16 protein-coding genes and 1 pseudogene are annotated in these 23,736 nt (G+C 66.1%); 8 read left to right on the top strand and 9 right to left on the bottom strand.

Going from position 1 to position 23,736, the window contains the following annotated elements; translation table 11 throughout:
- Positions 1-71: 71 nt before the first annotated feature.
- From FJ386_11435 to FJ386_11420, 4 genes are all read left to right on the top strand, one after another.
- Positions 72-2,285 (top strand): DUF1553 domain-containing protein, encoded by a 2,214-nt coding sequence (locus FJ386_11435; protein ID MBM3877319.1) that lies wholly within the window; start codon positions 72-74, stop codon positions 2,283-2,285.
- Between the two features lie 76 nt (positions 2,286-2,361).
- Positions 2,362-3,774 (top strand): DUF1552 domain-containing protein, encoded by a 1,413-nt coding sequence (locus FJ386_11430; protein MBM3877318.1) that lies wholly within the window; start codon positions 2,362-2,364, stop codon positions 3,772-3,774.
- A 106-nt stretch (positions 3,775-3,880) separates the two neighbouring features.
- Entirely contained in the window at positions 3,881-4,681 is an 801-nt protein-coding gene (locus FJ386_11425; GenBank protein MBM3877317.1) for a class I SAM-dependent methyltransferase, read from the top strand.
- Between the two features lie 139 nt (positions 4,682-4,820).
- Positions 4,821-6,263, top strand: a complete 1,443-nt coding sequence (locus FJ386_11420) for a GntP family permease (protein ID MBM3877316.1) — start codon at positions 4,821-4,823, stop codon at positions 6,261-6,263.
- A 21-nt stretch (positions 6,264-6,284) separates the two neighbouring features.
- Here the strand turns inward: FJ386_11420 and FJ386_11415 are convergent, their stop codons facing one another.
- From FJ386_11415 to FJ386_11380, 8 genes are all read right to left on the bottom strand, one after another.
- On the bottom strand, positions 6,285-7,232 hold the full coding sequence (locus FJ386_11415; protein ID MBM3877315.1) for an SDR family NAD(P)-dependent oxidoreductase: 948 nt from the start codon (positions 7,230-7,232) through the stop codon (positions 6,285-6,287).
- Positions 7,099-7,767 (bottom strand): OmpH family outer membrane protein, encoded by a 669-nt coding sequence (locus FJ386_11410; protein ID MBM3877314.1) that lies wholly within the window; start codon positions 7,765-7,767, stop codon positions 7,099-7,101. Before FJ386_11410 ends, FJ386_11415 begins: the two co-directional genes overlap by 134 nt.
- A gap of 104 nt (positions 7,768-7,871) precedes the next feature.
- On the bottom strand, positions 7,872-10,421 hold the full coding sequence (bamA, locus tag FJ386_11405; protein MBM3877313.1) for an outer membrane protein assembly factor BamA: 2,550 nt from the start codon (positions 10,419-10,421) through the stop codon (positions 7,872-7,874).
- The gene (gene dnaB / locus FJ386_11400) at positions 10,405-11,880 is read right to left on the bottom strand and encodes a replicative DNA helicase (GenBank protein ID MBM3877312.1); all 1,476 of its coding nucleotides are present in this window, start codon (positions 11,878-11,880) and stop codon (positions 10,405-10,407) included. Before dnaB ends, bamA begins: the two co-directional genes overlap by 17 nt.
- Before the next feature lie 125 nt (positions 11,881-12,005).
- Entirely contained in the window at positions 12,006-12,647 is a 642-nt protein-coding gene (locus tag FJ386_11395; protein ID MBM3877311.1) for a DUF1080 domain-containing protein, read from the bottom strand.
- Positions 12,644-14,995, bottom strand: coding sequence for a cation-translocating P-type ATPase (locus FJ386_11390; GenBank protein ID MBM3877310.1), 2,352 nt, complete (start codon positions 14,993-14,995; stop codon positions 12,644-12,646). The genes FJ386_11395 and FJ386_11390 overlap by 4 nt, the downstream gene beginning before the upstream one ends.
- 9 nt (positions 14,996-15,004) lie before the next feature.
- Positions 15,005-15,802: a phosphoribosylformimino-5-aminoimidazole carboxamide ribotide isomerase gene (hisA, locus tag FJ386_11385; protein ID MBM3877309.1), complete on the bottom strand. Its 798-nt coding sequence runs from the start codon at positions 15,800-15,802 to the stop codon at positions 15,005-15,007.
- Positions 15,803-16,198: 396 nt separating this feature from the next.
- Positions 16,199-17,521 (bottom strand): ThuA domain-containing protein, encoded by a 1,323-nt coding sequence (locus FJ386_11380; protein ID MBM3877308.1) that lies wholly within the window; start codon positions 17,519-17,521, stop codon positions 16,199-16,201.
- Here FJ386_11380 and FJ386_11375 point away from each other — a divergent pair.
- The 4 genes from FJ386_11375 to FJ386_11360 all read left to right on the top strand — a co-directional run bounded on the left by FJ386_11375 (position 17,415) and on the right by FJ386_11360 (position 22,293).
- Positions 17,415-18,368 (top strand): SDR family oxidoreductase, encoded by a 954-nt coding sequence (locus tag FJ386_11375; protein ID MBM3877307.1) that lies wholly within the window; start codon positions 17,415-17,417, stop codon positions 18,366-18,368. The genes FJ386_11380 and FJ386_11375 overlap by 107 nt on opposite strands.
- A 161-nt stretch (positions 18,369-18,529) precedes the next feature.
- Entirely contained in the window at positions 18,530-20,341 is a 1,812-nt protein-coding gene (gene pilM / locus FJ386_11370; GenBank protein ID MBM3877306.1) for a type IV pilus assembly protein PilM, read from the top strand.
- Positions 20,342-20,371: 30 nt separating this feature from the next.
- Positions 20,372-21,469, top strand: a complete 1,098-nt coding sequence (locus FJ386_11365) for a hypothetical protein (protein MBM3877305.1) — start codon at positions 20,372-20,374, stop codon at positions 21,467-21,469.
- Positions 21,470-21,477: 8 nt separating this feature from the next.
- The gene (locus FJ386_11360; GenBank protein ID MBM3877304.1) at positions 21,478-22,293 is read left to right on the top strand and encodes a hypothetical protein; all 816 of its coding nucleotides are present in this window, start codon (positions 21,478-21,480) and stop codon (positions 22,291-22,293) included.
- A 1,368-nt stretch (positions 22,294-23,661) separates the two neighbouring features.
- Here FJ386_11360 and FJ386_11355 read toward each other — a convergent pair.
- Positions 23,662-23,736 (bottom strand): annotated as a pseudogene (locus FJ386_11355) (LysM domain-containing protein).

Genomic DNA, 23,736 nt, shown 5'->3' with positions numbered 1-23,736 from the left:
AAGCGGAACAACACCGAGATGTCGCTTACCGACGGCCAGCCCGGCCGCGTGGTGAACGAGATTCTGCGCGCATGAATCGGCTCGCGTTGTTCTGCGGACTCGGTTTCGCCGCGTCGTTCGCTTCAGCCGCTTCCGCGATTGCTGCGAAGGCGCCCGCATCGCCGGACGCGCAGGTCAGCTTCGTCAACGACGTGCTGCCGGTGTTGAGCAAGGCCGGATGCAACGCCGGCACCTGCCACGCGAAGGCCGACGGCAAGGGCGGCTTCAAGCTTTCCGTCTTCGCCTACGACCCGCGCGCGGATTTCTACAACATCACGCGCGCCGCGCGCGGCCGGCGCATTTCGCCCGCGAGCCCGGAGCAGAGCCTGCTGCTGCTGAAACCCACGATGGCGGTTCAGCACGGCGGCGGACCGCGTTTCGCCGCGGGCTCGCCCGCGCACTCCACGATCCTGAAATGGATCCGCCAGGGCATGCCTTACGCGACGCCAGACGAGCCGGCGCTCACGGAGGTCAGAGTCTCGCCCGCCGAGAACCGCTGCAAGAAGGGCGCGACGCAGCCGCTCCGCGTCACCGCGAAGTTCAGCGACGGCTCGACGCGCGACGTCACCGCGCTCTCGCACTTCATCTCGAACGAGAAGGAAATCGCCACCGTGGACGACGCGGGCGTGGTGAAGGTCGGCATCGTCAGCGGCGAGGGCATCATCGTCGCGCGTTACATGGGGCTTGTGGACATCGCGCGCGTGACCGTGCCGACGGACAAGCCGCTGCCCGACTCGGCCTACGCCGCGCTGCCGCGGAACAACTTCATTGATGACCTCGCCTACGCGCGCTTCAAGAAGCTCGGCCTGCTGCCCTCCGCGCCGTGCACCGATTCGGAATTCCTGCGCCGCGCGTCGCTCGACGCCATCGGCACGCTGCCGACGCCGGACGAGACGCGCGCGTTCCTCGCGGACACCGACCCCGGCAAGCGCACGAAGCTCATCGACCGCCTGCTCACGAATCCCGCCTGGGCCGACCATTGGGCCATCAAGTGGGCGGACCTCGTGCGGCCGAGCCCGTTCCGCGTCGGTGTGCGCAGCACGTTCATGATGGACGCGTGGCTGCGCGAGAGCTTCCGCGCGAACAAGCCCTTCGACCAGTTCGCGCGCGAGTTGCTGACCGCCGAGGGCAGCACGCACCGTTACGGGCCGGTGGTGTTTTACCGGCACTTCCGCGACCCGGTGGACATCGCACCCGCCATCAGCCAGGTGTTCCTCGGCGTGCGGCTCGACTGCGCCCGGTGCCATCACCACCCGAACGAGCGGTGGGGACAGGAGGATTTCTTTTCGTTTGCCGCGTTCTTCACGGACATCCGGCGCAAGGGGCAGGGCATCTCGACGCCCATCTCCGGCGAGCCGGAATACATCTGGTTCGCCGAGGGCCGCTCGACGCTGAAGCATCCCGTCACCGGCGCCGTGATGAAGCCCGCGCCGCTCGCCGGCGCCGCGATGGAAATTCCCACGACCAGCGATCCGCGCGCCGCGCTCGCGGATTGGATGACCGAGCCGGGCAACCCGTTCTTCGCGCGCGCCGTGGCGAACCGCGTGTGGGCCGAGTTTTTCGGCCGCGGCATCGTGGACCCCGTGGACGACTTCCGCGCGTCGAACCCGCCGACCCACGAGCCGCTGCTTGACGCGCTTGCGAAAGACTTCGCCGCGCACAAGTTCGACCTCAAGCACGCGATGCGCACCGTGATGCGCTCGCATCTTTATCAACTCAGCTCGCTGCCGAACGAGTCCAACATCGCCGACACGAAGAATTTCTCCCGCGCCTACCGACGCCGGCTTCCCGCTGAAGTCCTCGCCGACGCCGTCGCAAGCGTGACAGGCGTGCCGGACAATTTCCAGGGCCTGCCCGCCGGCGCGCGCGCCCTCGAGGCGTGGAACAACCGGCTCGCGTCCGACACGCTGGACGCCTTCGGCCGCCCGAACGCGAGCGCCGACTGCCCGTGCGAGCGCGACACGCGCACGAGCGTGGTTCAGGCGCTGCACCTGATGAACTCCACCCGGCTGCACGAGAAAATTTCCAGCAGCGAAGGCCGCGCGGCCCGGCTCGCCGCGAGCACGGCGACACCCGCGGAGATCATCACGGAACTTTACCTCGCCGCCCTCAACCGACCGCCGGTCGCGGAGGAACTGAGCATCGCGAGCCGGTGCTTCGGCGACTCGGCGTCCACCCGCCAGCCGGCCATCGAGGACGTGATGTGGGCGCTGCTCAATTCGGCGGAGTTCGTGTTCAACCACTGACCGCGGCGGCCTCCGGGCCGGAAAACCAGCTTGTCATTGAAACCCCTCAACTTTACGGTCGTCTCATAGCCCGAACATGAGCCTTCACAAGTCCTGGCACCTCCCGCGGCGCACATTTCTGCGCGGTCTCGGCACGATCGTCGCGTTGCCTGTCCTTGAATCCATGCTGCCCGCCTCGCGCGCGGCGGCGGCGGGCGCGGGCAAGCTGCCCGTGCGCATGGCGTTCGTCTACACGCCCAACGGCCAGGACATGCAGAACTGGACGCCGAAGACCCTCGGCCCCGATTACGAACTCACGCCGACCCTCGAGCCGCTCAAGGCGTTCCGGAAGGATTTCTCCGTCCTCAGCGGGCTCGCGCACACGAAGGCCCGCGCGAACGGCGACGGTCCCGGCGACCACGCGCGCGCGAACGCCACCTTCCTCACCGGCATGCAGGCCCGCAAGACCGCGGGCGCGGACATCCGCGTCGGCGTTTCGGTGGACCAGCTCGCCGCGCAGAAAATCGGTTCGCAGACGAAGCTGCCGTCGCTCGAACTCGGCTGCGACCGCGGGCGGCAGGCCGGTTCGTGCGACTCGGGCTACAGTTGCGCCTACCAGTTCAACTTCGCGTGGCGCTCCGAGACGCAGCCCATCCCGCCGGAGATTGATCCGCGGCAGGCATTCGAGCGGCTCTTCGCCGCGGGCAGCAAGGCTGACGCGTCCGAGGCGCGCGCGCGACGCGAGCACTATCAGAAGAGCGTGCTCGATTTCGTGCTCGAGGACGCGAAGGCGCTCCAGTCCAAACTCGGCGCGACCGACCGGCGCAAACTTGACGAATACCTTGGCGCCGTCCGCGAACTCGAGCAGCGTATCGAGCGCGCCGAGAAGTTTGCCGCGGCGCTGCCCGATTACTCCAAGCCCAGCGGCATCCCGGCGGACTACGAATCGCACATGCGGCTGATGTATGACCTGATGACGCTGGCGTTCCAGACGGACACGACGCGCGTGGCGACGTTCCTCGCGGCGCACGACGGCAGCAACCGCAGCTATGCTGCGATCGGCGTGAACGAGGGCCACCACGACCTCTCGCACCACGGGCAGAACCAGTTGAAGATGGAGAAGATCGCGAAGATCAACAAATTCCACACGACGCAGTTCGCCTACTTCCTCGGCAAGCTCAAGTCCGTGAAGGAGGGCGACGGCACGCTGCTGGACCGTTGCGCGGTGGTTTACGGGAGCGGCATCGCGGACGGCAACGCGCACGCGCACCACGACCTGCCCGTGCTCGTCGCGGGCGGCGCGGGCGGCGCCATCCGCACGGGCGTGCATCGCGAGTATCCGATCGAGACGCCGATGGCGAACCTCTACCTCGCGCTGCTCGACCTCATGGGAGCGCCCGCGGCGAAGCTCGGCGACAGCACCGGCAGCATCCGCGACCTCGCGTCGGCGGTGGGCGACGGACCCGCCGAGATCATCCAGCGCGGCTTCTTCGGGCGCTGGCGCAAGTAGTCCGGCCGCGGCGGTAGCGGCAGGATTCCGCTGTCACTTGCGGGCAGGATGCCTGCCTCGACGATCCCGCTCGCGCCGGGCTTTTTCTTTTCGTTACCTTCGCCGCATGAGCCTCGCTCACGACCACAACCGCCGCGCGTGGGATGAGCGCGTCCGCCGCAACCAGGCGCACACGCGCCCGGCGTCGGACAAGGATTTCGAGAATCCGGCGCGCGTCATCAATCCGTTCGGCTGGCTGACCGATGGCGTGCGCGGCAAGCGCGTGCTGTGCCTCGCCGCGGGCGGCGCGAAGCACGGCGTCCTTTTCGCGAGCGCGGGAGCGAGCGTGACGGTGGTGGACCTCAGCCCGGCGATGCTCGATCTCGACCGCGCGGCGGCCGCGGCTCGCGGGCTGTCGGTGAACCTCGTGGAGGCTTCGATGGATGACCTTCCGCTTGGCGACGCCGCGTTCGACTTCGTCTTGCAACCGGTCAGTTCGTGCTACGTGCCGGATGTCGCCGCGGTGCATCGCGAAGTCGCGCGCGTCACGGCGGCGGGCGGCCTTTACATCGTGCAGCACAAGCAGCCGGTGAGCTTGCAGGCCGGCGCGGAGCCCGAGGACAACGGCTACAAGCTTGTGGCGCCTTACTATCACGCCGGCCCGCTTGCGCCGCTTGTGAAGGCCGCCGAGCATCGCGAGACCGGCACGATGGAGTTCCTGCACCGGCTTGAGGATTTGCTCGGCGGGTTGTGCCGCGCCGGGTTTGTCATCGAGGATGTCGTGGAACCGCGCTACTCGGACCCGACGGCGCGGCCGGGGAGTTTCGGGCATCGAAGCTGGTTCGTGCCGCCTTACATCACGCTCAAAGCCCGCCGCACGGCCTCGCCCGCGCCGAAGCGGGAGCCGGGGACGCTGTGGACTCCGTGACAGCTCCGCGCAGTTCTCGAATCGAGAGGATTGGGAAGTCGGGGACGCCGCGGACGAGTGCAAGTATCGGCCGCGATCGAAATCACCGCTCGACTCGGCACCCGCCCGCGCAGCACACTGCGCGACACTCATTGCCCGCATGGACCCGCTTTGGATTCTCCTCATCGGCATCGTGGTTGTGATGGGCGGCATCCTGGCCTTCCGGCTGCACGCTTTTCTCGCGCTGGTCCTCGGCGCGCTCGTCGTCGGCGCGCTCACCAGCGAGCGGGCGCTGGTGGACTTCGCGATGAAGAACAAGATGTCTCCGCAGGAGGCCAAGACGCTGGCGAACCGCTCCGCGTCCGAGCGCGTCGCGCGCGAGTTCGGCTCCACGTGCGGCAAGATTGGCATCCTCATCGCCATGGCCTCCATCGTCGGCAAGTGCCTGCTCGACTCCGGCGGCGCGGACAAGATCGTGCGCGGCGTGCTCGGCGTGCTCGGCGAGTCGCGCGCGCCGCTGGCCTTTCTCACGAGCGGCTACCTGCTCGGCATCCCGGTCTTCTTCGACACGGTGTTCCTGCTCATGATTCCCGTCGGCAAAGCCATGCGCCTGCGCACCGGGCGCAACTATCTCTTCTACATCCTCACGATCATCGCGGGCGCAACCATGACGCACTCGCTCGCGCCGCCGACGCCCGGCCCGCTGTTCGTCGCCGCGGCACTCAACGTGAACATGGGCCTGATGATCCTCGGCGGCTGCGTGGTGAGCGCGTTCACGGCCGTCGCCGGTTACTCCTGGGCGAAGTGGGTCAACCGCCGCAACGAAATCCCGTTGCGCGAGTCGCCAAACACGAACCTCGCAGAGCTTGAACAACTCGCGAAGCGCGACGAGCAGGCCCTGCCGCCGTTCTGGCTCTCGCTGCTGCCCATCGTGCTGCCGGTGTTTCTCATCAGCGGCGACACGCTGCTCGCGTCGCTGCTCAAGTCGCGGCCGCCCGGGGAAGTCGCGGCGGAATTGAAGGCGCTCGCGTCGTGGTTCCACACGCTCGGGGACCCGAACATCGCGCTCGCCCTCTCGGCGGCCATCGCACTCGGCCTGCTCGCGTGGCAGAAGCGCTCGAGCCTCGCCTCGCTGGGCGCGGCCACGCAGGACGCGCTCTCGGAAGCCGGGCTGATCATCCTCATCACGGCGGCGGGCGGCGCGTTCGGCGGCGTGCTGCAACAGAGCGGCATCGGCCCGCGCATCCAGGAACTCTCGACGCACCACAACATTGCCATCCTGCCGCTCGCGTTCTGTGTCACCGCGCTCATCCGCGTCGCGCAAGGCTCGGCCACCGTCGCGATGATCACGACCGTGGGCATGCTCGGCGGCATGGCGGACCCGGCGCAGATGGGGTTTCATCCGGTCTACCTCGCGCTGGCGATCGGCTGCGGCTCCAAGCCCGTGCCGTGGATGAACGACAGCGGCTTCTGGGTCGTGTGCAAGATGAGCGGGCTGACTGAGCGCGAGGCGCTGAAGTTCTACTCGCCGATGGTGACGCTGATGGGCTTTGTCGGCCTCGCCGTGGTCATCGTGCTGGCGAAGCTGTTTCCGATGATGTGACCCGCCGGGTGGCCCGCGGAACTACCTGGCGGTGCGACGGTGCACCTTGTGGATGGCGGCCTGGTCGGTGCACTTGACGAGGAGTTGGTCCACGCAGACGTGGGGCGGACGGCTCGCGCAGAAGACGAGCAACTCCGCGACATCCTCCGCCGTGAGCGGCTCGACTCCCTCGTAAACCTTGTCCGAGCGCGACTTGTCGCCCTTGAAGCGCACCAGGCTGAACTCCGTTTCGGCCATGCCGGGGTCGATCGAGCCGACGCGCACGCCGGTGCCGCAGAGTTCGAGGCGCAGCGCGCGGGTGATCATCAACTCGGCCGCCTTCACGCCGCAATACACCGAGCCGCCTTCGTAAGCGACGATGCCGGCCACCGAGCCGATGTTCAGGATGTAGCTGCCGGGGTTGTTGAGCATCAGCGGCAGGATGGCGCGGGTCACCCGCATGACGCCGAGGAAGTTGCTCTGCACCATCGCGTCCCAATCCTCGTCCCTGCCGTTGGCCACCGTGTCGAGCCCGTGCGCGCCGCCGGCGTTGTTGATGAGCACGTCCACCTTCGGCGTGAGGGACTTGGTCCAGTCTGCAAAGGCGTTCACGCTCGGCGTGCTGCCCACATCCATCCTGCACGCATGCGCGGAAGGCGCGCCCAGCGCGCGGCACTCGGCGGCGACGGCTTCGAGGCGGTCCCCCCGGCGGGCGCCGAGCAAAAGGTTGCAGCCTTCACGCGCGAACGCCCGCGCGGCGGCGGCGCCGAAGCCGGCGGACGCGCCCGTGATGAGGACCCACTTGTTGGCAAGGGAGGGCATGGAATCGAGGTGAGAAGCAAGAGGGGGGATCGGATTACTTCTTCTCGTCCTTCTTCTCGATGGGCTTGGCGACGGGTTCGACGGGTTTGGTGCCGAGGTCGCCGGTCTTGGCGGGCGGCTCGGGAGTCGGGGGCGGGGCGGTGGCGTTGAGTTGCTTGAGCAATTCATCCGTGAGGTCGGTGAGGCCGCCGTTGTAGAGGAGGATCGGCGCGTTGCTGAGGCTCTCGGAGGAGGAGTCGAGCACGGCAATGAAGCCGCCCGCCTTGGCGCGCGCCTCGATGTAGGAGCGGATTTCCGTGAGGATTTTCTCGCGGAGGTTGCGCTTCTTTTCCTGCACCTGCGCGTCGGCGGAGCGCATCCACGTCTTGAGCGCGTTATCCATGTCCTTGAGGTTGCGCTCCTTGTCCTCGGCGGTTTTCTTGCGCTTGGCGCGCTCGGTCTCGGAGATGGCGGTGTCGGCGGCGGCCTCGAGGAGTTTGCGATATTCGTCGGCGGACTTCTTCAAGTCCTCCATCATGCCGTTGTAGCGGGTTTGGAGCGCCTCGCCGTCTTCCTTGAGGATTTTGTCGGCCTGCTTGGTCTTCCAGTAGTCGTCGAAGGTCTTCTTGAGGTTGACCGTGGCGAGCTTGAGGTCGGCGGCGCGAAGCGGCGTCGCCGACAATGCGAGGGCGGCGAGGGCGGCGGCGGCGAAGCGTAGTTTCATAAGAGGGTCAGTTTAGCGGGCAACGGGCGATAGACAACGACGAATCGGATTTGCTCAAGACGGGCCGGGGCTTTTCAGCGGCGCAAGCGATGGGTGAGTTCGGGCTAGAAGTCGCGTGTGAATCCCACGTCGAAGTTGAAGCGACCGCCGCCGCCGGTGAAGGCATCCTTCTTGATGGGCCAGCCGTAGTCGAGGCGCAGCGGGCCGAAGGGCAGGTTGAGGCGCACGCCCACGCCGTAGTTGTCGCTGTAAAGCACTTCGCCGCGCGCCTTGTTCGGGTTGAAGCTGAAGGCGCTCGTGTAGACGTTGCCGATGTCGTAGAAGACGGCCGCGCGGAGGCGGTCGATGATAGTGGGGACGCTGTATTCGACGGAGCTCATCCAGTAGGTCTTGCCGCCGAAGGGCTCGCGGAGCGAGTCGCGCGGGCCGACGCCGTAATACTCGAAGCCGCGCAACGTGCGCGGGCCGCCGAGGAAGTAACGGTTGAAGATGGTGATGTTCGTCGAGCTGCCGTAAGGCTCGACCGAGCCGATGCGGCCGCCGAGTTCGAGCAGGTGCCCCTCGCGGAAGCCGGGGAAATACCAGGAGCTGCCGAGTTCGAGCTTGTAGAAGTCGTTCTCGCCGCCGAGCGGGCCGCCGGCAAGTTCGGCCGTGATGCCCGTGCGCTGGCCGCCGCTGGGGATGAGCCCGCCGCGGCGGGTGTCGTAGCTGAGGCCGAGGCCGACTTTCGAAACGAGGCTGCGCCCCGTCTCGCCCACGAGTTCCGGCGAGGCGTTGGTGGCGACGTTCTTGATGCCGACGCTTTCGATGGTGTAGGTGAAGTTTCCGCGGAGGAAGTCGCTCCCGAGCGCGCGTTCCAGGCTGATGCGTGCGCCGGTTTGCACCTCGTCGTAGAGGAGGACGTTGTAGTCGGAATTGCGGTGATAGACATCGGCACCGAGGGCGAGCTTGCGGTCGAGGAACCACGGTTCGACAAACGTCGCCACGTAATCCTGGCGGCGCGCGCCGTAGGAGAGGCGCAGGCGCCCCTTCTGCCCGCCGCCGGTGAAGTAGGGCGGCTTGAACAGGTCGAAGTTGCCCTGTGTGACCTCGACGAATCCGAGCACGCTGTCGATGGAGCTGAAGCCCGCGCCGAGGGAGAAGTTGCCGGTGTTCTTCTCCTCGACGGTGAGGACGAGGTTCTTGCGGTTCGGCACGTCGGTGGGCTCGGGCGCGGTTTCGACCTTCTCGAAGTAGTTCAGGTTCTCGATGCGCTGGCGGCTGAGGTTCACGCTCACCATGTCGAAGGTCTCGCCCGGCGCGATGGCCAGTTCGCGGCGGATGACCTTCTCCTTGGTTTTGATGTTGCCGCGGATGTCGATGCGCTCGACGTAAGCCTTGTCGCTTTCAACGATCTCGTAGACGAGGTCGATGTTGCCGGTCTCGACGTTTGGATTCTTCGCTGCATCGGCGCGCGCGGTGATGTATCCCTTGGCCCCGTAGAAATCCCGGATGGCGCGCAGGTCGGTCTCGAGCCCCTTCGGCGTGAACGTCTTGCCCTCGGTCATCTGGATGCCGCGGCCCGCCTCCCAGCCGGCGCGGATTTGCTCGGCGGGGAAGAGGCTGTTGCCCTTGAAGGCCACGGTGCCGACGTTGTATTTGCGGCCCTCGAAGATGGGGATGCGGATGGTCACCCACTTGGGATCGGTCTGCTCGAACTTCACGTCCTTCAGCTCCACGGCGCGGAAGTCGATGTAGCCCTCGTTCCGGTAGAACTCGGCGAGGCGCTCGAGGTCCTCGTCGAACTCGTCGTCCTTGAGCACGCCGGAGCCGGTGATCCACGAGAACATCCAGCGCCGCTTGGTCTTGAGCACGCCGGCGAGTTTCTTTTGGGTGAACTCGGTCGCGCCGTCGAAGACGATGTTCTTGATCTTCACCTTGGGCGACTCGGTGATCTCAAAGGTGACGGTGCCGCGGCCGGCGGCCTCGTTGATGCTGATGGTGGGTTTGACCTGCGTCTTCTGGTAGCCGGAAAGCTGGTAGAGTTTCTTGATCGCCTCGGCGTCGGTGTAGAGCTTGTGATCGTCGAGCGGTTGGCCGGGTTTGGACGTGATTTTCTTGAGCAGGGAGGAGGTGCTCTTCTGCTTGTTGCCCTCGAAGCGGATGTCCTCGATCCGCGGTTTGCCCTGCACCCTGTAAATGATCTTGAATCCGCCCGCCACGAGTTCCTCCCCGATGCGGATGTTGTAGAAGTTGCCGGTGTCGTAAAGCCGGCGAATGTCCTCGTCCACGATGCTGCGGTTGAACGGGTCTCCCACTTTGAGGCGGATGAAGGAGTGGATGCGCGCGTCGCCGACGGCGGGCGGGCCGATGTGCTCGATCTCGATGGCGCGGACGGGCGGCAATGCGGGCACCTGCGCCTGCGCGGTCACCCAGTAGGCGAGCAGCGCGAAGAGGATGCAGTAACGGCGGAGCAGTTTGCGGTTCATCGGGTCGTGTGGGATGGGAGTGGGTCTACTCCGGGAACGGGTGCGGGCCGGCGCAGATGGACCCGGTTGAAACAGAATCCAGGTCGCTCCACGTCGTGGCTTCATTCGCGTGCATTCGTGTTCATTCGTGGTTTCACCGGACCGCCGCAACCGCGTTCCTCGACCGGTGTCACTCGCCCGGCACATCGTCCGCGCTGATTTTCGCGGCGCTTTCGAACCGGGTGTAGCCTTTCAGGAACGTCAGCGGAATGTCCCCGGTCGGGCCGTTGCGCTGCTTGGCGATGAAGAGGTTCACGGGCAGCCCGTCGTGTCCCTCGGGCGGGGCGCCGTCTTCATCGTCTTCGGTGGCGGGCTTGTAAAGCAACCCGACCAGGTCGGCGTCCTGCTCGATGGCGCCGGATTCGCGGAGGTCGGAAAGGCGCGGCTTGCGGCCGCGGTCCTTCTCGATTTCACGGTTGAGCTGGGCCAAAACGATGACGGGAACCCGCAGTTCCTTGGCCAGCGCCTTGATGCCGCTCGAGATTTCCGCGATCTCCTGCTGCCGGTTTTCCTTCGAGCGCGCCGCAGTAGAATGGAGCAACTGGAGGTAGTCAATGACGAAGAGCCGCACGCCATACTGCTGCGCCATGCGCCGGGCCTTGGCGCGGAGCTGAAGGATGGAAAGGCCCGAGGTGTCGTCGATGAACAGCGGCGCGGTGCACAGCCGGCCCGCCGCGGTGGTCAGCCGCGGGAATTCCCGCTCCTCCATGAAGCCTTCGCGCATCTGCCGCATGTTCACGCGCGCGTGCGAGCACAAGATGCGCAGCACGAGGGATTCGGCGGTCATTTCCAGGCTGAACACCCCGACGGGCAGCGGCCGTTCGCCCAGCACGACGTTCTCCGCGATGTTCATGGCAAGCGAGGTCTTGCCCATCGACGGGCGCGCGGCGATGACGATCATCTCGCCCGGCTGCAACCCGGTCGTGATCCGGTCGAGATCCGGGAACCCCGTCGACAGCCCTCTCAGCGCGCCCTTGTTTTCGTGGAACGCCTGGACCTGCCCGATCGCGTGATGCGTGAGGTCCTTGATGGATCTCACCGTCGGCTCGACGCGCGCCTCGCAGACTTTGAGCACGTCGCGCTCGACCTCGTCCATGATCTCGTCCACGTCGCCTTCCTGATCGTAAAGGCGGCTGATGACGCCCGAGCACGTGGCGATCATCTGGCGCAGGAGGTGTTTCGCGCGGACGATGTCCGCGTAATGATCGAGGCTGGCCGCGGATCCGACGGCGAGTTGAAGCGCGGAAAGTCCCGGCACGCCGCCGAGCATGTCCACCTTGCCGCGCTCCTTGAGGCGCTGGTGAACGGTGATGACGTCGATCTTTGCCTGCTCATCGAACATCTCCACCAGGGTGTCGTAGAGCACCTGATGGCGCGGGTCGTAGAAGACGTTCGCGTCGCCCTTGAAGCGCCCGATGCAGACGGGAATGCACGCGGACGGCTCGAGCAGCAGGCACGCCATCACGGCGCGCTCGGCGTCCTCGGAATGCGGCGGCTCGCGGTCCACGCGCGCGCTCTCGATTTTCGCGCGCTGGCGCACGCCGCGCTTCAAGTCGGGCGGCGGGTTCGGCGGTGGGGGCGCGGGCGAGTCAACGGTGTCAATCATGGGAGACACAGCAGACTGGAATCGTGGATGGGGCGCAACGCGGAGTTCTTGGAATTCGATTCACGCGTTGTTCACACGCGCGCGCGGTTGCGGTCCGGCCGCCACCCGAAGCCAGGCTGTGCCGCCTAGGGCAGTTCCTCGACCGTGATGTCCTTGTAGCTCATCTCCGTCTTGCCGCCGCCGTGGACTTGCAAGCCGAGCAACCCGTGCTGCGGGATGCTGTCATCGGGCTCCGTGTAGTCCACCATCGCCACGCCGTTGATCGAGGTGCGGATGCGTCTGCCCTCGGCGCGGATTTCGTATTCGTTCCATTCGCCCTTCTTCACCGCCTTCGCAACGGCTCCGGCGTCCGGCTTGACCAGCACCTTGTTGCGGCGGGTCTCGTCGTAGATGGCACCCCACCAGCCGTCGCCGATGTCGCACTGGTAGCCGACCATCTCGTTGGGCGGCTGGAGGGCGGGCTGGCTGCGGATTTGCACGCCGCCGTTCACGAAGCCCTCCGTGCCCACGAGCCTGAACTTCACGCGGAGGACGAAATTGGTGAACGCGCGCTCGCTGCGCAGGAACTCGTTGCGCGGCACTTTCGCGTCGAGCGTGCCGCCGACGAACGCGCCGTCCACGATGCGCCACGTCTTGTTGGTGTCGCCGACCCACCCGGCGAAGGTCTTGCCGTCGGTGAGTTTGATGGGCTTGCCCCGGTCCGCCGCGGCGACGGTGAGCGTGGCGACGAGCAGCGAGGCGGCGAGTGTCGGGCGGAGCGTTTTCATGTCGGCGGGTTTGGGTGCGTCTTAGCCGGGGCGGGGCGGGGTGTCGAGTGTTGAATGGGGGAACCCCAAAGGCGCGGCTCGAAACCCTGCCGCCGCCGGCCGTGGCGCCACCGCGCGAGGCGCAGGGCGTTGCCGATGACGACGACATCACTCGCGCCCATCGCGGCGGCGCACAAGATGGGACTGATGAAACCGAGCGCGGCGAGCGGCACGGCGGCGGCGTTGTAGAAGAACGCCCAGAATAGATTCTGCCTGATGGTGCGCAGCGTCGCTTGTGCGAGCCCGAGCGCCTCGGGCACGGCCTCGATGTCGGAGCGCAACAGCACGATGTCCGCCGCCTCGCGCGCGACGTCGCTCGCGCGGCTCACCGCCACGCCGAGGTCGGCCTGTTCGAGCGCGGGCGCGTCGTTGATGCCGTCGCCGACAAAGGCCACGCGCCCGCCGCGTGACTGCAGGTCGCGCACGATCTCGGCCTTCCGTTCCGGCCGGACCCCGGCGAAGACGTTTTCCGCGGCGATGCCCGCCTGCGCCGCGATCGCCCGCGCGGTCGCGGTGTTGTCGCCGGTGACGAGGCAGACGCGGCGCCCGCCGGCGGTAAGTTCGCGCACGACTTCGCCGGCGCGGGACTTGAGCGCGTCGCGCAAGGCGATGGCGCCGACCAGCTTGTTCCCCCGCGCAACGCCGAGCACGGTCGCGCCGCTGCCGGTCCATTGCGCAACGAAGCCGTCCGCGGGCGTGAAGTCCACGCCGCATTCGCGCAACCACGCGGGCGAACCCAGTCGCGCCGGTTCATCGTCGAGAATCATCTCGACGCCGGAGCCGCGGACTTCGCGCCAGCCGTGCACCTCGTGCCAGTCGGGGGCTTCGTCCGTGGGTTTGAGTCCCGAGGCAACGGCGCGGCTCAACGGATGGTTCGAAGGCCCGGCGAGCGCGGCCGCGAGTGGTGCGAGCCGGCCTTGGCGGCGGCCGGGCGGCCCGCACTCGTGCGTCGCGGCCACGGCGAGTTTGCCTTGCGTGAGGGTGCCGGTCTTGTCGAAGAGCACGGCGGTGATCGTGCCGCATTTCTCGAGCGCGAGGCCGTCGCGGATGAGAATCCCGCGCCGGGCGGCGGCGTTGGTGCCGGCCATGATGGCGGCGGGGGTGGCGAGCCCCATCGCGCAAGGGCAGGCGACGATCAACACGGCGGCGGCGTGGATGAACGCGGCCGCCAGCGCGGTGCCGGGCAGGTGCGACATCCACAGCGCGGCTGCGAGTGACGTGTGGAGCGACTTCGCGCTTTCGAACGCGAGCCCCCACCACAAGCCCGTGGCGAGGGCGGCGACCGCGACGACGGGAACGAACACGGCGCTGACGCGGTCGCCGAGTTTCTGGATGTTCGCGCGGCTCGCCTGTGCGTGCTGCACGACGGAGATGATGTGCGCGAGGGCGGTGGATTCACCGGTGGCGGTGACGCGCATGACGAGGCGGCCGTTTTGATTCACGGTGCCGGTGAAGAGCTTCGCGCCCGCGGACTTTTCGACGGGGAGCGACTCGCCGGTGAGCATGGCCTCGTCCACGGCGGACGCGCCCTCGAGCACGTCGCCGTCCACGGGCACGCGGTCGCCGGGGCGCAACGCGACGCGGTCCTCGGCGCGCAGCGAGGCGACGGGGACTTCGCTTTCGGCGCCGGCGGCGTCGAGTTTGCGCGCGGTGTGGGGCGCGAGACTGAGAAGAGCGCGCAGCGCGGACGCGGCCTTCGCGCTGGCGAGCGATTCCATCCAGTGCCCCGCGCTGACGACGGTGATGATGGAGGCGGCCTCCATGAAATAGAGGTGCGTGTGCCAGCCGGCGAAGAGCCCGAACACGCTGTAGGCAAACGCCGTGGTGGAGCCGAGCGCAACGAGCGTGTCCATGTTCGCGCCGCCGGCCTTGAGCAGCCGCCACGCGCCGCGATAGAAGCGGCCGCCGCAAAACACCTGCGTGGGCAGCGCGAGCGCGAAGCCCGTCCAGTGCCACCAGCGTTCCATGCCGAGGCCGAACACCCACTCGCCGATCATCAGCGGGATCGTGGCGGCCGCGCCGAGCAGCACGCTCGCGCGCCAGCTTTCGGCAGCGGCGTGTGGCGTGCGGGCTGCGGAATGCGGAATGAACCCGGCGCCGTAGCCGGCGGCTTTTACGGCGGCGGTCACGGCGTCGTTCGCGGGAGTCGCGCCGGATTTCCAGCGCACGGTCGCGCGCGCGGAAGCGAGGTCCACCACCGCCGTCTCGACGCCGGGCACGGACTGGATGGCGTCAGCGACGTGGCGCACGCAGCCCTGGCAGTTCATGCCGCGGACGGCGAACTCGGTGGCGGGCGGGGCGGGCGGCATGGAGGCGGGTCAGTGGCGCGGCACATCGGTCCCGTGGGATGGAGGGGACGGATGGGACTTGTTGAATGCGACGCAGTCTTCGTAGCGGACGCCGGTTCCACCAAAGATGTCCAGCGCGCTGCCGATGGTGAGGTGGATGCGTCCGCGGCCGGTGCGCGTGACTTCCTCGAGGTCGAGCAGCGAGCGCGCGCCGCCGGCGTAAGTCGTCGGGAGCGGCGAAGTTTCTGCGAGCTGCGAGACGAGTTCGAGGTCCACGCCGCCGCAGAGGCCCTCAACGTCGACGGCGTGAATGAGGAATTCATCGCAGAACGCCGCCAGCCGCGCGAGGGCGGATCCGTTGACGGCGAACTCGGTGAACTTCTGCCAGCGGTCGGTGACGACCCAGTAGCGGCCGTCGCGTTTGCGGCAGCTCAGGTCGAGCACGAGCCGTTCGCGCCCGATGGCGGCGACGAGCGCGCGGACGCGGTCGAAGTCGAGCTGCGCGTCGCGGAAAACCCAGGAGGTGACGATGACGTGCGAGGCGCCGGCGTCGAGCCACGCGCGGGCGTTGTCGAGATTCACGCCGCCGCCGACCTGGAGACCGCCGGGGAATGCGGCGAGCGCCTCGCGGGCGGCGATTTCATTGCCGGGGCCGAGCTGGATCACGTGGCCGCCGCGGAGTCCGTCGCGCTTGTAGAGTTGGGCGAACCAAGCGGCGGGGCGGGGCGAGGTGAAGTTCGTGCGGAGCGCGGCGGGGTCATCGCCGAGTGTGCCGCCGACGATTTGTTTCACGCGGCCTTCGTGCAGGTCGATGCAGGGACGGAACACGCGCGGAGCGTAGTGCCGTGCGGAGGAAATGCCAAGTGAAGCGGACGAACGGCCGCAGGCCGGGCGATGAACCGGCTCGGGCCCGCTCGTCCTCCGGCGGCTTCGCCTCGAGTGTCGGCGATGTAGTCGTTGCCGCTGCGGGCTGTGGTGACGCGGTCGCCGTAGTGCGAGCGCGCGGCGTCGATCATGTTGGTGACCTCGGGTTCGTCGTGGATGACGGGGACTGTGCGCCGTGACTTCGGGGTTCGTGAGAGTTGGGCCATCGGTTCGCGGCAGGATTGGGGCGTCGGGACTTGGAGAGGGCAGGTGACGGCCCGATGAGGAATCACGGATCGGGCGTCGCGCGGCGATGGCGGGTGTGCCGGCTGCCGTGTTACGGAGCAGGGTAGTGGAGTGTCACTTCTCCAAATGCGCGAGCAGCGCCGCGAGCAGATCCGACTTCTTCGCGGCCGCGGACTGGACTTCCTCGGGGCTGGCTTTCTTGGCGTCGGGAGTCGGGGCTTTGCGCCACGCCTCGACGTCGGCGACGAGTTTGGCGAACCACGCGGCGTCGGCGGACTTTTTCGCGGCCTTGGCGGCAATGGGCTGCCAGTCCTTCTTCGCGGCGCCGGCGGCGACGACGGCGACGCCCTTGACGTATTCGGCGGCCTGCACGTCGGGGTTTGGGGTGGCGGGACCGTTGTCGAGTTTCGTGGCCCAGCGGAAGCCGGCGAGGAGGTGTTCGTGGAATGTCGCGTCCTTCCAAGTGGCGTCGTTGTGGCCGAGGTTGGTGTAGAAGAGGCGGCCGGAGCCGAACTCGCGGACCCAGCAGACGGGCACGTGGTAGGGCATCTTTGGGCTGGTCTTGCTCATGTCGAGGCTGAGGAGCACTCGGACGGTCTTGGGGTCGTAGTTGTTGTATTGGTAGATCTCGTCCTTCCACTGAAACTCGGCGGGGAACATTTTCACCGTGGGGTGGGAAGGCTCGTGGTTGACGAAGGAGCAGGTGTTGCCCGCGTTCCAAGGGTGGCCGGCGAAGCTGCCGTTGATCATCTGCACGTAGCCGGGGAACCCGCCGCCGCCGTGGAAGGTGTCGGTGGCGCTGTGCGCGCCGAGGAACGCCCTGCCTGATTTCACAAAGTCGGTGAGCGCCTCGCGCGGGTCGCCCGCGGGCAGCAACACGCCCGTGGTGTAGAAAAACACGGCGTCAAATTGGGCGAGATTCTCACGAGTGAGCGCGGCAATGGAGTCCTGCGAGTTGACGGTCTCGAAGAGGCCGGACTTCCTGCCGATGTCATTGAGCGTCTGCTCGACGAGGCAAAGCTGGTCGGGCGCGGGGCGTTTGACGGGATTGTGGGTGAAGCCCTTGGACTGCGTGATGACGAGCATCTTCTTTGCGGCGGCCTCGGCGTGAAGCGTGAGCGCGACGGAAGCGAGGGCGACCAGGAACGGGAGACGGGCGGAGTTTTTCATGATGGCATGGGGCCGCGGGGGCGCGGACGTTTGGACTTGGGACCGGACGGCGTCATTCAAGGCGGCGGGCGCGCACGGGTCGAGCGAATTCGCGCCGCGCACGTTGCGCTCGACTTTCGCCGCGCCTGCCCGAAAACTCGCCGCTCTTATGGCCACAAAAATGCGGGCGCCGAAATCCGCGACGCCCATCTCGGTCGTCACCGGCGGCGCGGGGTTTCTCGGGTCGCACCTGGTGGACTTGCTCCTCGCGCGCGGGCACCGGGTCATCGCGCTCGACAATCTGGTGACGGGCTCGACGGACAACATCGCGCACCTCGCGGGCAACCGGCGGTTCCGGTTCATTCACCAGGACGTGACGGAGTTCATCTTCCTGGATGAGCCGGTGGATTTCGTGTGGCACTTCGCGTCGCCCGCGAGCCCGATTGATTATCTGCAACTGCCGATCCAGACGCTGAAGGTCGGCTCGCTCGGCACGCACAAGGCCCTCGGGCTTGCGAAGGCCAAGGGCGCGCGGTTCCTCATCGCGTCGACGTCGGAGATTTATGGCGATCCGCTGGTGCATCCGCAGCGCGAGGATTATTGGGGCAATGTGAACACCATCGGGCCGCGCGGCTGTTACGACGAGGCCAAGCGCTTCGCCGAGGCGATGACGATGGCGTATCACACGTATCACGGGGTGGAGACGAGGATCGTGCGCATCTTCAACACCTACGGTCCGCGCATGCGGCTCAACGACGGGCGCGTGGTGCCGGCGTTCGTGAGCCAGGCGTTGACGAACAAGCCGCTCACGGTCTTTGGCGACGGTTCGCAGACGCGCAGCTTCTGCTACTGCTCCGACCTCATCGAGGGCATCTACCGGCTGATGATGAGCGGCCACTCGCTGCCGGTGAACATCGGCAACCCGACGGAGATGACGGTGCTCGAGTTCGCCGAGCACATCATCCGCGCGACAAAGTCCCGCAGTCGCGTCGTCTTCAAGCCCCTCCCGCAGGACGACCCCAAGCAGCGCAAGCCCGACATCACCAAGGCGCGCGCGTTGCTCAAGTGGGAGCCCAGGGTGCCGCTCGCCGCGGGCCTCGTGGACACGATCGCGTATTTCAAGCCGCGCGTCTGAGCCGCGCCGCGCCGGAGATTTACGGACGCGCAAAGCCCGCGGCGCAGGGATTTACTGTTTGACCCACATGCGCTTTTCCGTTACCCCATCTTCAACCAGTTCGCCCCGGTTGGAGTTCCGATGAAATTCGTGCAGGTTCGCGGCGACACAAGACACACCGAATGGCCAAACCATTTCTCTGCATTGATTTCGGCGCGGGCACGCTGAAGATGGGCGAGTTTGAGCACGCCGAGGGCGGCTCCCTCAAACTCGTCCGGTGGGCCGTCAAGCCGCTCGGCCTCGAAGGGGCCCAAGGAGCCACACGCGAAGGCATCGTGCTCGCCAAGCTCCAGGAAGCCATGGCCGAAAACAGCTTCACGGCCCGCAAAGTCAACATCTGCGCGCCCGGCTCCCAGGTCTTCTCCAAGTTCGTCAAGCTCCCCGCCGAATCCGCCGCCAAGCTCGGCGAAATCATCCAATACGAGGCGCAACAAAACGTCCCCTTCCCACTCGACGAAGTCGTCTGGGCCTACCAGCTCCTCGGGCAGGCCGCCGACGGCGGCCTCGAAGTCCTCCTCGTCGCCATCAAGAAAGAAGTCGTCGAAAGCTACCTGCGCCTTTGCGAAGCCGCCAAGCTCGACCTCCAGCTCGTCGATGTCTCCCACGCCGCGCTCATGAACTCCTTCCGGTTCAACTACAGCGACCAGGAAGGCTGCAGCATGATCCTGGACATCGGCGCCAAGACCAGCAACCTCCTCTTCTTCGAGAAGTCCAAGAGCTTCTCCCGCGCCATCACCATCGGCGCCAACTCCATCACCAGCGACTTCGCCAACGAATCCCGCGTCCCCTTCCCCGACGCCGAGCGGATGAAAATCGAGGAAGGCTTCGTCAGCCTCGGCGGCGCCTACGAAGACCCCAACAGCCCGCACCAGGCCTTGCTCTCCAAGATCGCGCGGCAGGTGATGACCCGCCTGCACATCCAGATGAACCAGACCATCCAGTTCTACCGCGGGCAACAGGGCGGCACCGCCCCCCAGCGGCTGTATCTGGCCGGCGGCGCGAGCCTGATGCCCTACACCGCCCAATTCTTCGCCGAAAAACTCAACACCGGCGTCGAATACCTCAACCCTTTCCGTCTCATCCAGATCGACCAGGGCGTCGTCCTCGAGGAACTCGCCAAGCACGCCCACACCTTCGGCGAAGTCGTCGGCCTGGCCATCCGCAACCTCGCGCAATGCCCCGTCGAGCTCAACCTGATGCCCGACACCCACCGCAAGCGCCAGGAATTCAGCCAGAAAAGAGCCTACTTCATCGCCAGCATCTTCAGTGTCGTCCTCGTCGTCTTCGCCATGGGCATGTTCTACAGCTGGGCCAGCGCCAAAAAAGCCAAACAACGCGAAGACCTTGAAAAAGTCTTCAACCCCATGAACGAAGCCGCCGAACGCCTCGGCAAAGCCGTGGAAGAACAAAACGCCATCAAAGGCCAGACCCTCCTCTACGAAGAAATCCTCAAGAACCGCGTCCGGTGGGGCGAAGTCTTCAAAGGCATCCAGGACATCTTCATCAAGATGGAAACCAACCCGCACCGTCCCGACGGCGTGCCCACCAACGAAGTCATCCACTCCGGCATCTGGATCGAAAGCATGGCGGCCGTCGAGGAAGGGCGCGGCGGCGGCGGCGGCCCTCCGTCCCGCGTGCCCCCCCTGGGCGGCGAAGCCGACGCAGCAGCCGCAGCAGCGGCAACCCCGACTTCAGTCGGAGGCAGCGGCGCCATCCACTTCCTGAACCTCAACTGCCGCGCACTCAGCCTGACCAAACACTCCCCCAGCGCCAACTCCGAGTTTGTCCTCGCGCTCCAGCACCAGTTCCAAACCAACGCCCTTTTCGTGGCCGAAGGCACCAGCCTCACCAACCGCATCGAACAAGTCGAAGCCACCAACCACACCTTTGGCTTCGCCGTCACCCTCCAGCTCAAGCAACCCATCCAGCCGTGACCGGCCACCTGGCCGTTCATCCCTGAAACCATGCTCTGGCTCAAACGCAACATTCTCCTCGTCATCAGCGCCCTCGGCGCACTCGCCCTGCTCGGGATTGCCATCGTCTACCTCCTCTCCGAATACGCCGTCTACAATAGCTACGACGAAAGCATCAAGCAGCTCAAGGACGGCATCAAGACCCTCAGCGAATACAACCCCACACCCAGCGAGGCCAACATCGCCATCATCAAAAACAACGGCGTCGTCCTCAAAAAATTCATGGACGAAGCCGAAGGCCTCTTCGTCACCATCACCAACCAGCCCATCGCCCCCGGGCCGTTCATGATCCTGCTCGACAAAAACATCGCCGAGCTCACTCGCGAAGCCACCAACTCCGGCATCACTCTCCCCCCCCGATACAAATTCACCTTCGGCGAACTCCTCGGCCGCCAGATCCAGGTCACACTCATCCCCGACCTCATCATCCAGCTCGAGGAAATCCGCGCCATCGCCAGCGTCCTCTTCGAGTCCCGCATCTCCTCCCTCCAATCCATCCAGCGCACCCCTGTCAAAGGCGAACCCACCAGCAGCAACCCCGAATTCCTCACCGACCGACACGTGGTGACCAACCACTACGGCATCGTTGCCCCCTACGTCGTCAGTTTCAAATGCTTCACCCCCGAACTCGGCTCCGTCCTCAACCGCTTCGCCACCAACCGCTACTTCCTCGTCGTCCGAAAAATCGACATCCAATCCTCCGAAGGCGGCCCCGCCCCCGCCCCCAAGGCCGATCCCGCCGAGGCGGGAGGCGGAACCATGCCCATGCCCAACCCCAATCCCGCCATGGCGGCGCCCCGCCAGCCGGCGCCGGGAGTGCAGCCGCCCGGCAAAGCCGCCAAGGGCGCCGGCGCACCCAAGTCCAACCTCGTCAAAATACTCGATGAAAAGCCCCTGCTCGTCACCATGAAGGTGGACATCATCAAACCCTACAAAGGCCCGCCCCGACAAGTCAGCGTCGCCTCCCCGCCGGCAGCCGGGGCTGCGATGACCGGTGGAAATGGCGAGCCCCCGCAGCCGCCGCCAGGAACCCCTCCCGCCAAATCCAAAAAGTCCAAAGCCACCATGCCGCCTGACGACTCCCCTTAGGCAACCCCATGGAATTCCTCAAGCGCCACTACGAGAAACTCATCCTAACCGTCGTCCTGGCCGGACTCCTCGGCGCGGCGGGCTGGCTCCTTTGGCAGGTCAAACAAGTCGGCATCGAAGTCGACAAAGCCGTCGACGCCCCCGACAACAAGGCCGAAGTCGAGAACCAGCAGAAATACAACGACATCATCGTCAAGCTCAAGACCCCCGCGCCCCTCGACCTCGACAAACTCCACCACGTCTTCAATCCATGGACCTGGTATCTCCGCACCAACGACCAGCAGATCGTCCGTGGAAGCGACATCGGACCCAGGAAGCTCCAGATCAGCAAGCACACCCCCCTGCACCTCGTCGTGGATGCCAAGGCCAGCACCACCACCGACCGCACCAACATCACCCTCTACTTCACCCGCGAATACCACACCAACGCCAACTTGCGCACCGCCATCCCGCGATCCACCCAGACCGGCGGCACCGCCAAACTCGACGACACCCTCCGCGCCCTCCTCAAGGAAGCCACCGGATTCAACACCCCTGAACTTCAGTTCGTGGTGGACATCCACATGACCAACGAACCGCCCGTGCTCGACTACAAGATCACGCCCGGCAATCCCTACAAACGCATCATGGGCTACGCCATCGACTTGGCGTATCCCCTCGAACCCCTGCCCGCCATTCCCGCCAACCGCCGCGTCGGCGACACCATCACTTTCGGCGGCGAATCCTACAAAATCATTGCAATCAAGGACACCGAGTTCATAGTCGAATCCGTCTCCACTGAAAAGCGGACGATCATCCCCATCCCAATCAGGCCACGGCAATAAACCGAACTGTATGACAAACTCCAGTCCCCTGTGGGCCGGAGCCGCAAAGGCTCTGGCACTCGCCATCCTCGTCCATGCAACGGCTGGATCGCTCCGGGCCCAGGTGGACCCCGCCAAGGCCCGCGACGACCTCATCCGGCTCATGGAAGAGGAAGCCCACAAACGGGCGGCCACCGCCCAGCAACTGAACCTCAACCTCCTCTACGCCGAGCGCGTCCACAAGGAAGGCAACCTGACCAATGCCGCCACGCTTTACGAGGGGTGCATCCTGCTGGCGCGGCAGCTCGGCGAGGTGAACGTGGATGCGCCGCTCAAGCGGGCGTTCTCCGGCCTCACGGCCGCGCGCATCGCGCTGGCGTATCGGTATCAGGAGAACGGGGAGTTCAAGCGCGCCGCGGAAGAGGCGGACAAGTTGCTGGTGTTCGAACCCACCAATGAGAAAGCCAGGGAGTTCAAGGAATTCAATGCGCAAGTGGAAATCGGCCAGCGCGGGCGGACACCGAGCAAGGAGGCGTTGAGCAAGCTGCCGGGATTCGCGGAGAACCGGACGAAGGTGGCGTCGATGATCCAGGACGCGCGCGTCTACTACCAGATCAGACGGTTCGACGAGTCGGAGGAGATGTTGAAGGAAGCGCTGAAGCTGGATCCCTACAACGACATCGCGTATTACTATCTGCGGCTGATCTTGGAGGCGCGGTTCGACGAAGAAATCCGGAAGCAGGAGCACAACTACAACGTGAGGGTGCTGGAGATCAAGAAGCTGTGGAGCAAGGAGTCGCGAAGCGGCCTGCCGGTGCCGAGCCAGTATTACCGGACGAACGCGGAGGTGCCGTGGCAGGTCTACACCAGCAAGGGACGCCAGCAGATTTTGTCGAAGATGGAGAAGATCGTGTTCCCCGAGGTTTCTTTCGACGGATTGCCGCTCAACGAGGTGGTGAAGATCATCAGCGACGACACCAAGAAGTATGACCCCGACAAGAAGGGCATCAACTACCTGCTGAACTCGCAGATTTTGGATGACCTGCCGTTGAGCGCTGCGGGGCAGCAGGCGGGGGGGGCGGAACCGCCGCCGATTCTGGACGCGGCGGGCAATCCCATCGCGCCGGCCGGGGGCACGGGCCCGACGCGGATTGACCTGGATACGGTGATCGTGAAGGTGACGCCGGCGTTGAAGGACTTGACGCTGGCGCAGGTGCTGGATGTGGTGATCAAGTCGGCGGACAAGCCGATCAAGTTCTCGGTGGAGGATTACGCGATCATGTTCACGCAGCGGCTGCCCGAGTATGCGAACCTCTACACGCGCATCTTCCGTGTGAACCCGAACACGTTCAGCGAAGGGCTCAACGGGGTCATTGCGATCCCCATCACGCCCGTGGTCTCCGGCACGGGCGGCGCGGGCGGCGGCGGCGCGGGCGGCGGCGGCGGCGGACTCGGCGGCGGCGG

It is taken from the genome of Verrucomicrobiota bacterium (genome assembly GCA_016871675.1).
Classification (GTDB): Bacteria; Verrucomicrobiota; Verrucomicrobiia; order Limisphaerales; family VHCN01; genus VHCN01.
The sequence above is the reverse complement of the archived record's forward strand: the minus strand, read 5'-3'. Positions and strand labels throughout refer to the sequence as shown.

Excerpts from the sequence above, each read along its gene's own strand:
- FJ386_11435 (MBM3877319.1), top strand. The coding sequence starts at position 72 with ATGAATCGGCTCGCGTTGTTCTGCGGACTCGGTTTCGCCGCGTCGTTC.
- FJ386_11430 (MBM3877318.1), top strand. The coding sequence starts at position 2,362 with ATGAGCCTTCACAAGTCCTGGCACCTCCCGCGGCGCACATTTCTGCGC.
- FJ386_11425 (MBM3877317.1), top strand. The coding sequence starts at position 3,881 with ATGAGCCTCGCTCACGACCACAACCGCCGCGCGTGGGATGAGCGCGTC.
- FJ386_11420 (MBM3877316.1), top strand. The coding sequence starts at position 4,821 with ATGGACCCGCTTTGGATTCTCCTCATCGGCATCGTGGTTGTGATGGGC.
- FJ386_11415 (MBM3877315.1), bottom strand. The coding sequence starts at position 7,232 with ATGAATTGCTCAAGCAACTCAACGCCACCGCCCCGCCCCCGACTCCCG.
- FJ386_11410 (MBM3877314.1), bottom strand. The coding sequence starts at position 7,767 with ATGAAACTACGCTTCGCCGCCGCCGCCCTCGCCGCCCTCGCATTGTCG.
- bamA (MBM3877313.1), bottom strand. The coding sequence starts at position 10,421 with ATGTGCCGGGCGAGTGACACCGGTCGAGGAACGCGGTTGCGGCGGTCC.
- dnaB (MBM3877312.1), bottom strand. The coding sequence starts at position 11,880 with ATGATTGACACCGTTGACTCGCCCGCGCCCCCACCGCCGAACCCGCCG.
- FJ386_11395 (MBM3877311.1), bottom strand. The coding sequence starts at position 12,647 with ATGAAAACGCTCCGCCCGACACTCGCCGCCTCGCTGCTCGTCGCCACG.
- FJ386_11390 (MBM3877310.1), bottom strand. The coding sequence starts at position 14,995 with ATGCCGCCCGCCCCGCCCGCCACCGAGTTCGCCGTCCGCGGCATGAAC.
- FJ386_11375 (MBM3877307.1), top strand. The coding sequence starts at position 17,415 with ATGCGGGCGCCGAAATCCGCGACGCCCATCTCGGTCGTCACCGGCGGC.
- FJ386_11380 (MBM3877308.1), bottom strand. The coding sequence starts at position 17,521 with ATGACCCGGTGCCCGCGCGCGAGGAGCAAGTCCACCAGGTGCGACCCG.
- pilM (MBM3877306.1), top strand. The coding sequence starts at position 18,530 with ATGGCCAAACCATTTCTCTGCATTGATTTCGGCGCGGGCACGCTGAAG.
- FJ386_11365 (MBM3877305.1), top strand. The coding sequence starts at position 20,372 with ATGCTCTGGCTCAAACGCAACATTCTCCTCGTCATCAGCGCCCTCGGC.
- FJ386_11360 (MBM3877304.1), top strand. The coding sequence starts at position 21,478 with ATGGAATTCCTCAAGCGCCACTACGAGAAACTCATCCTAACCGTCGTC.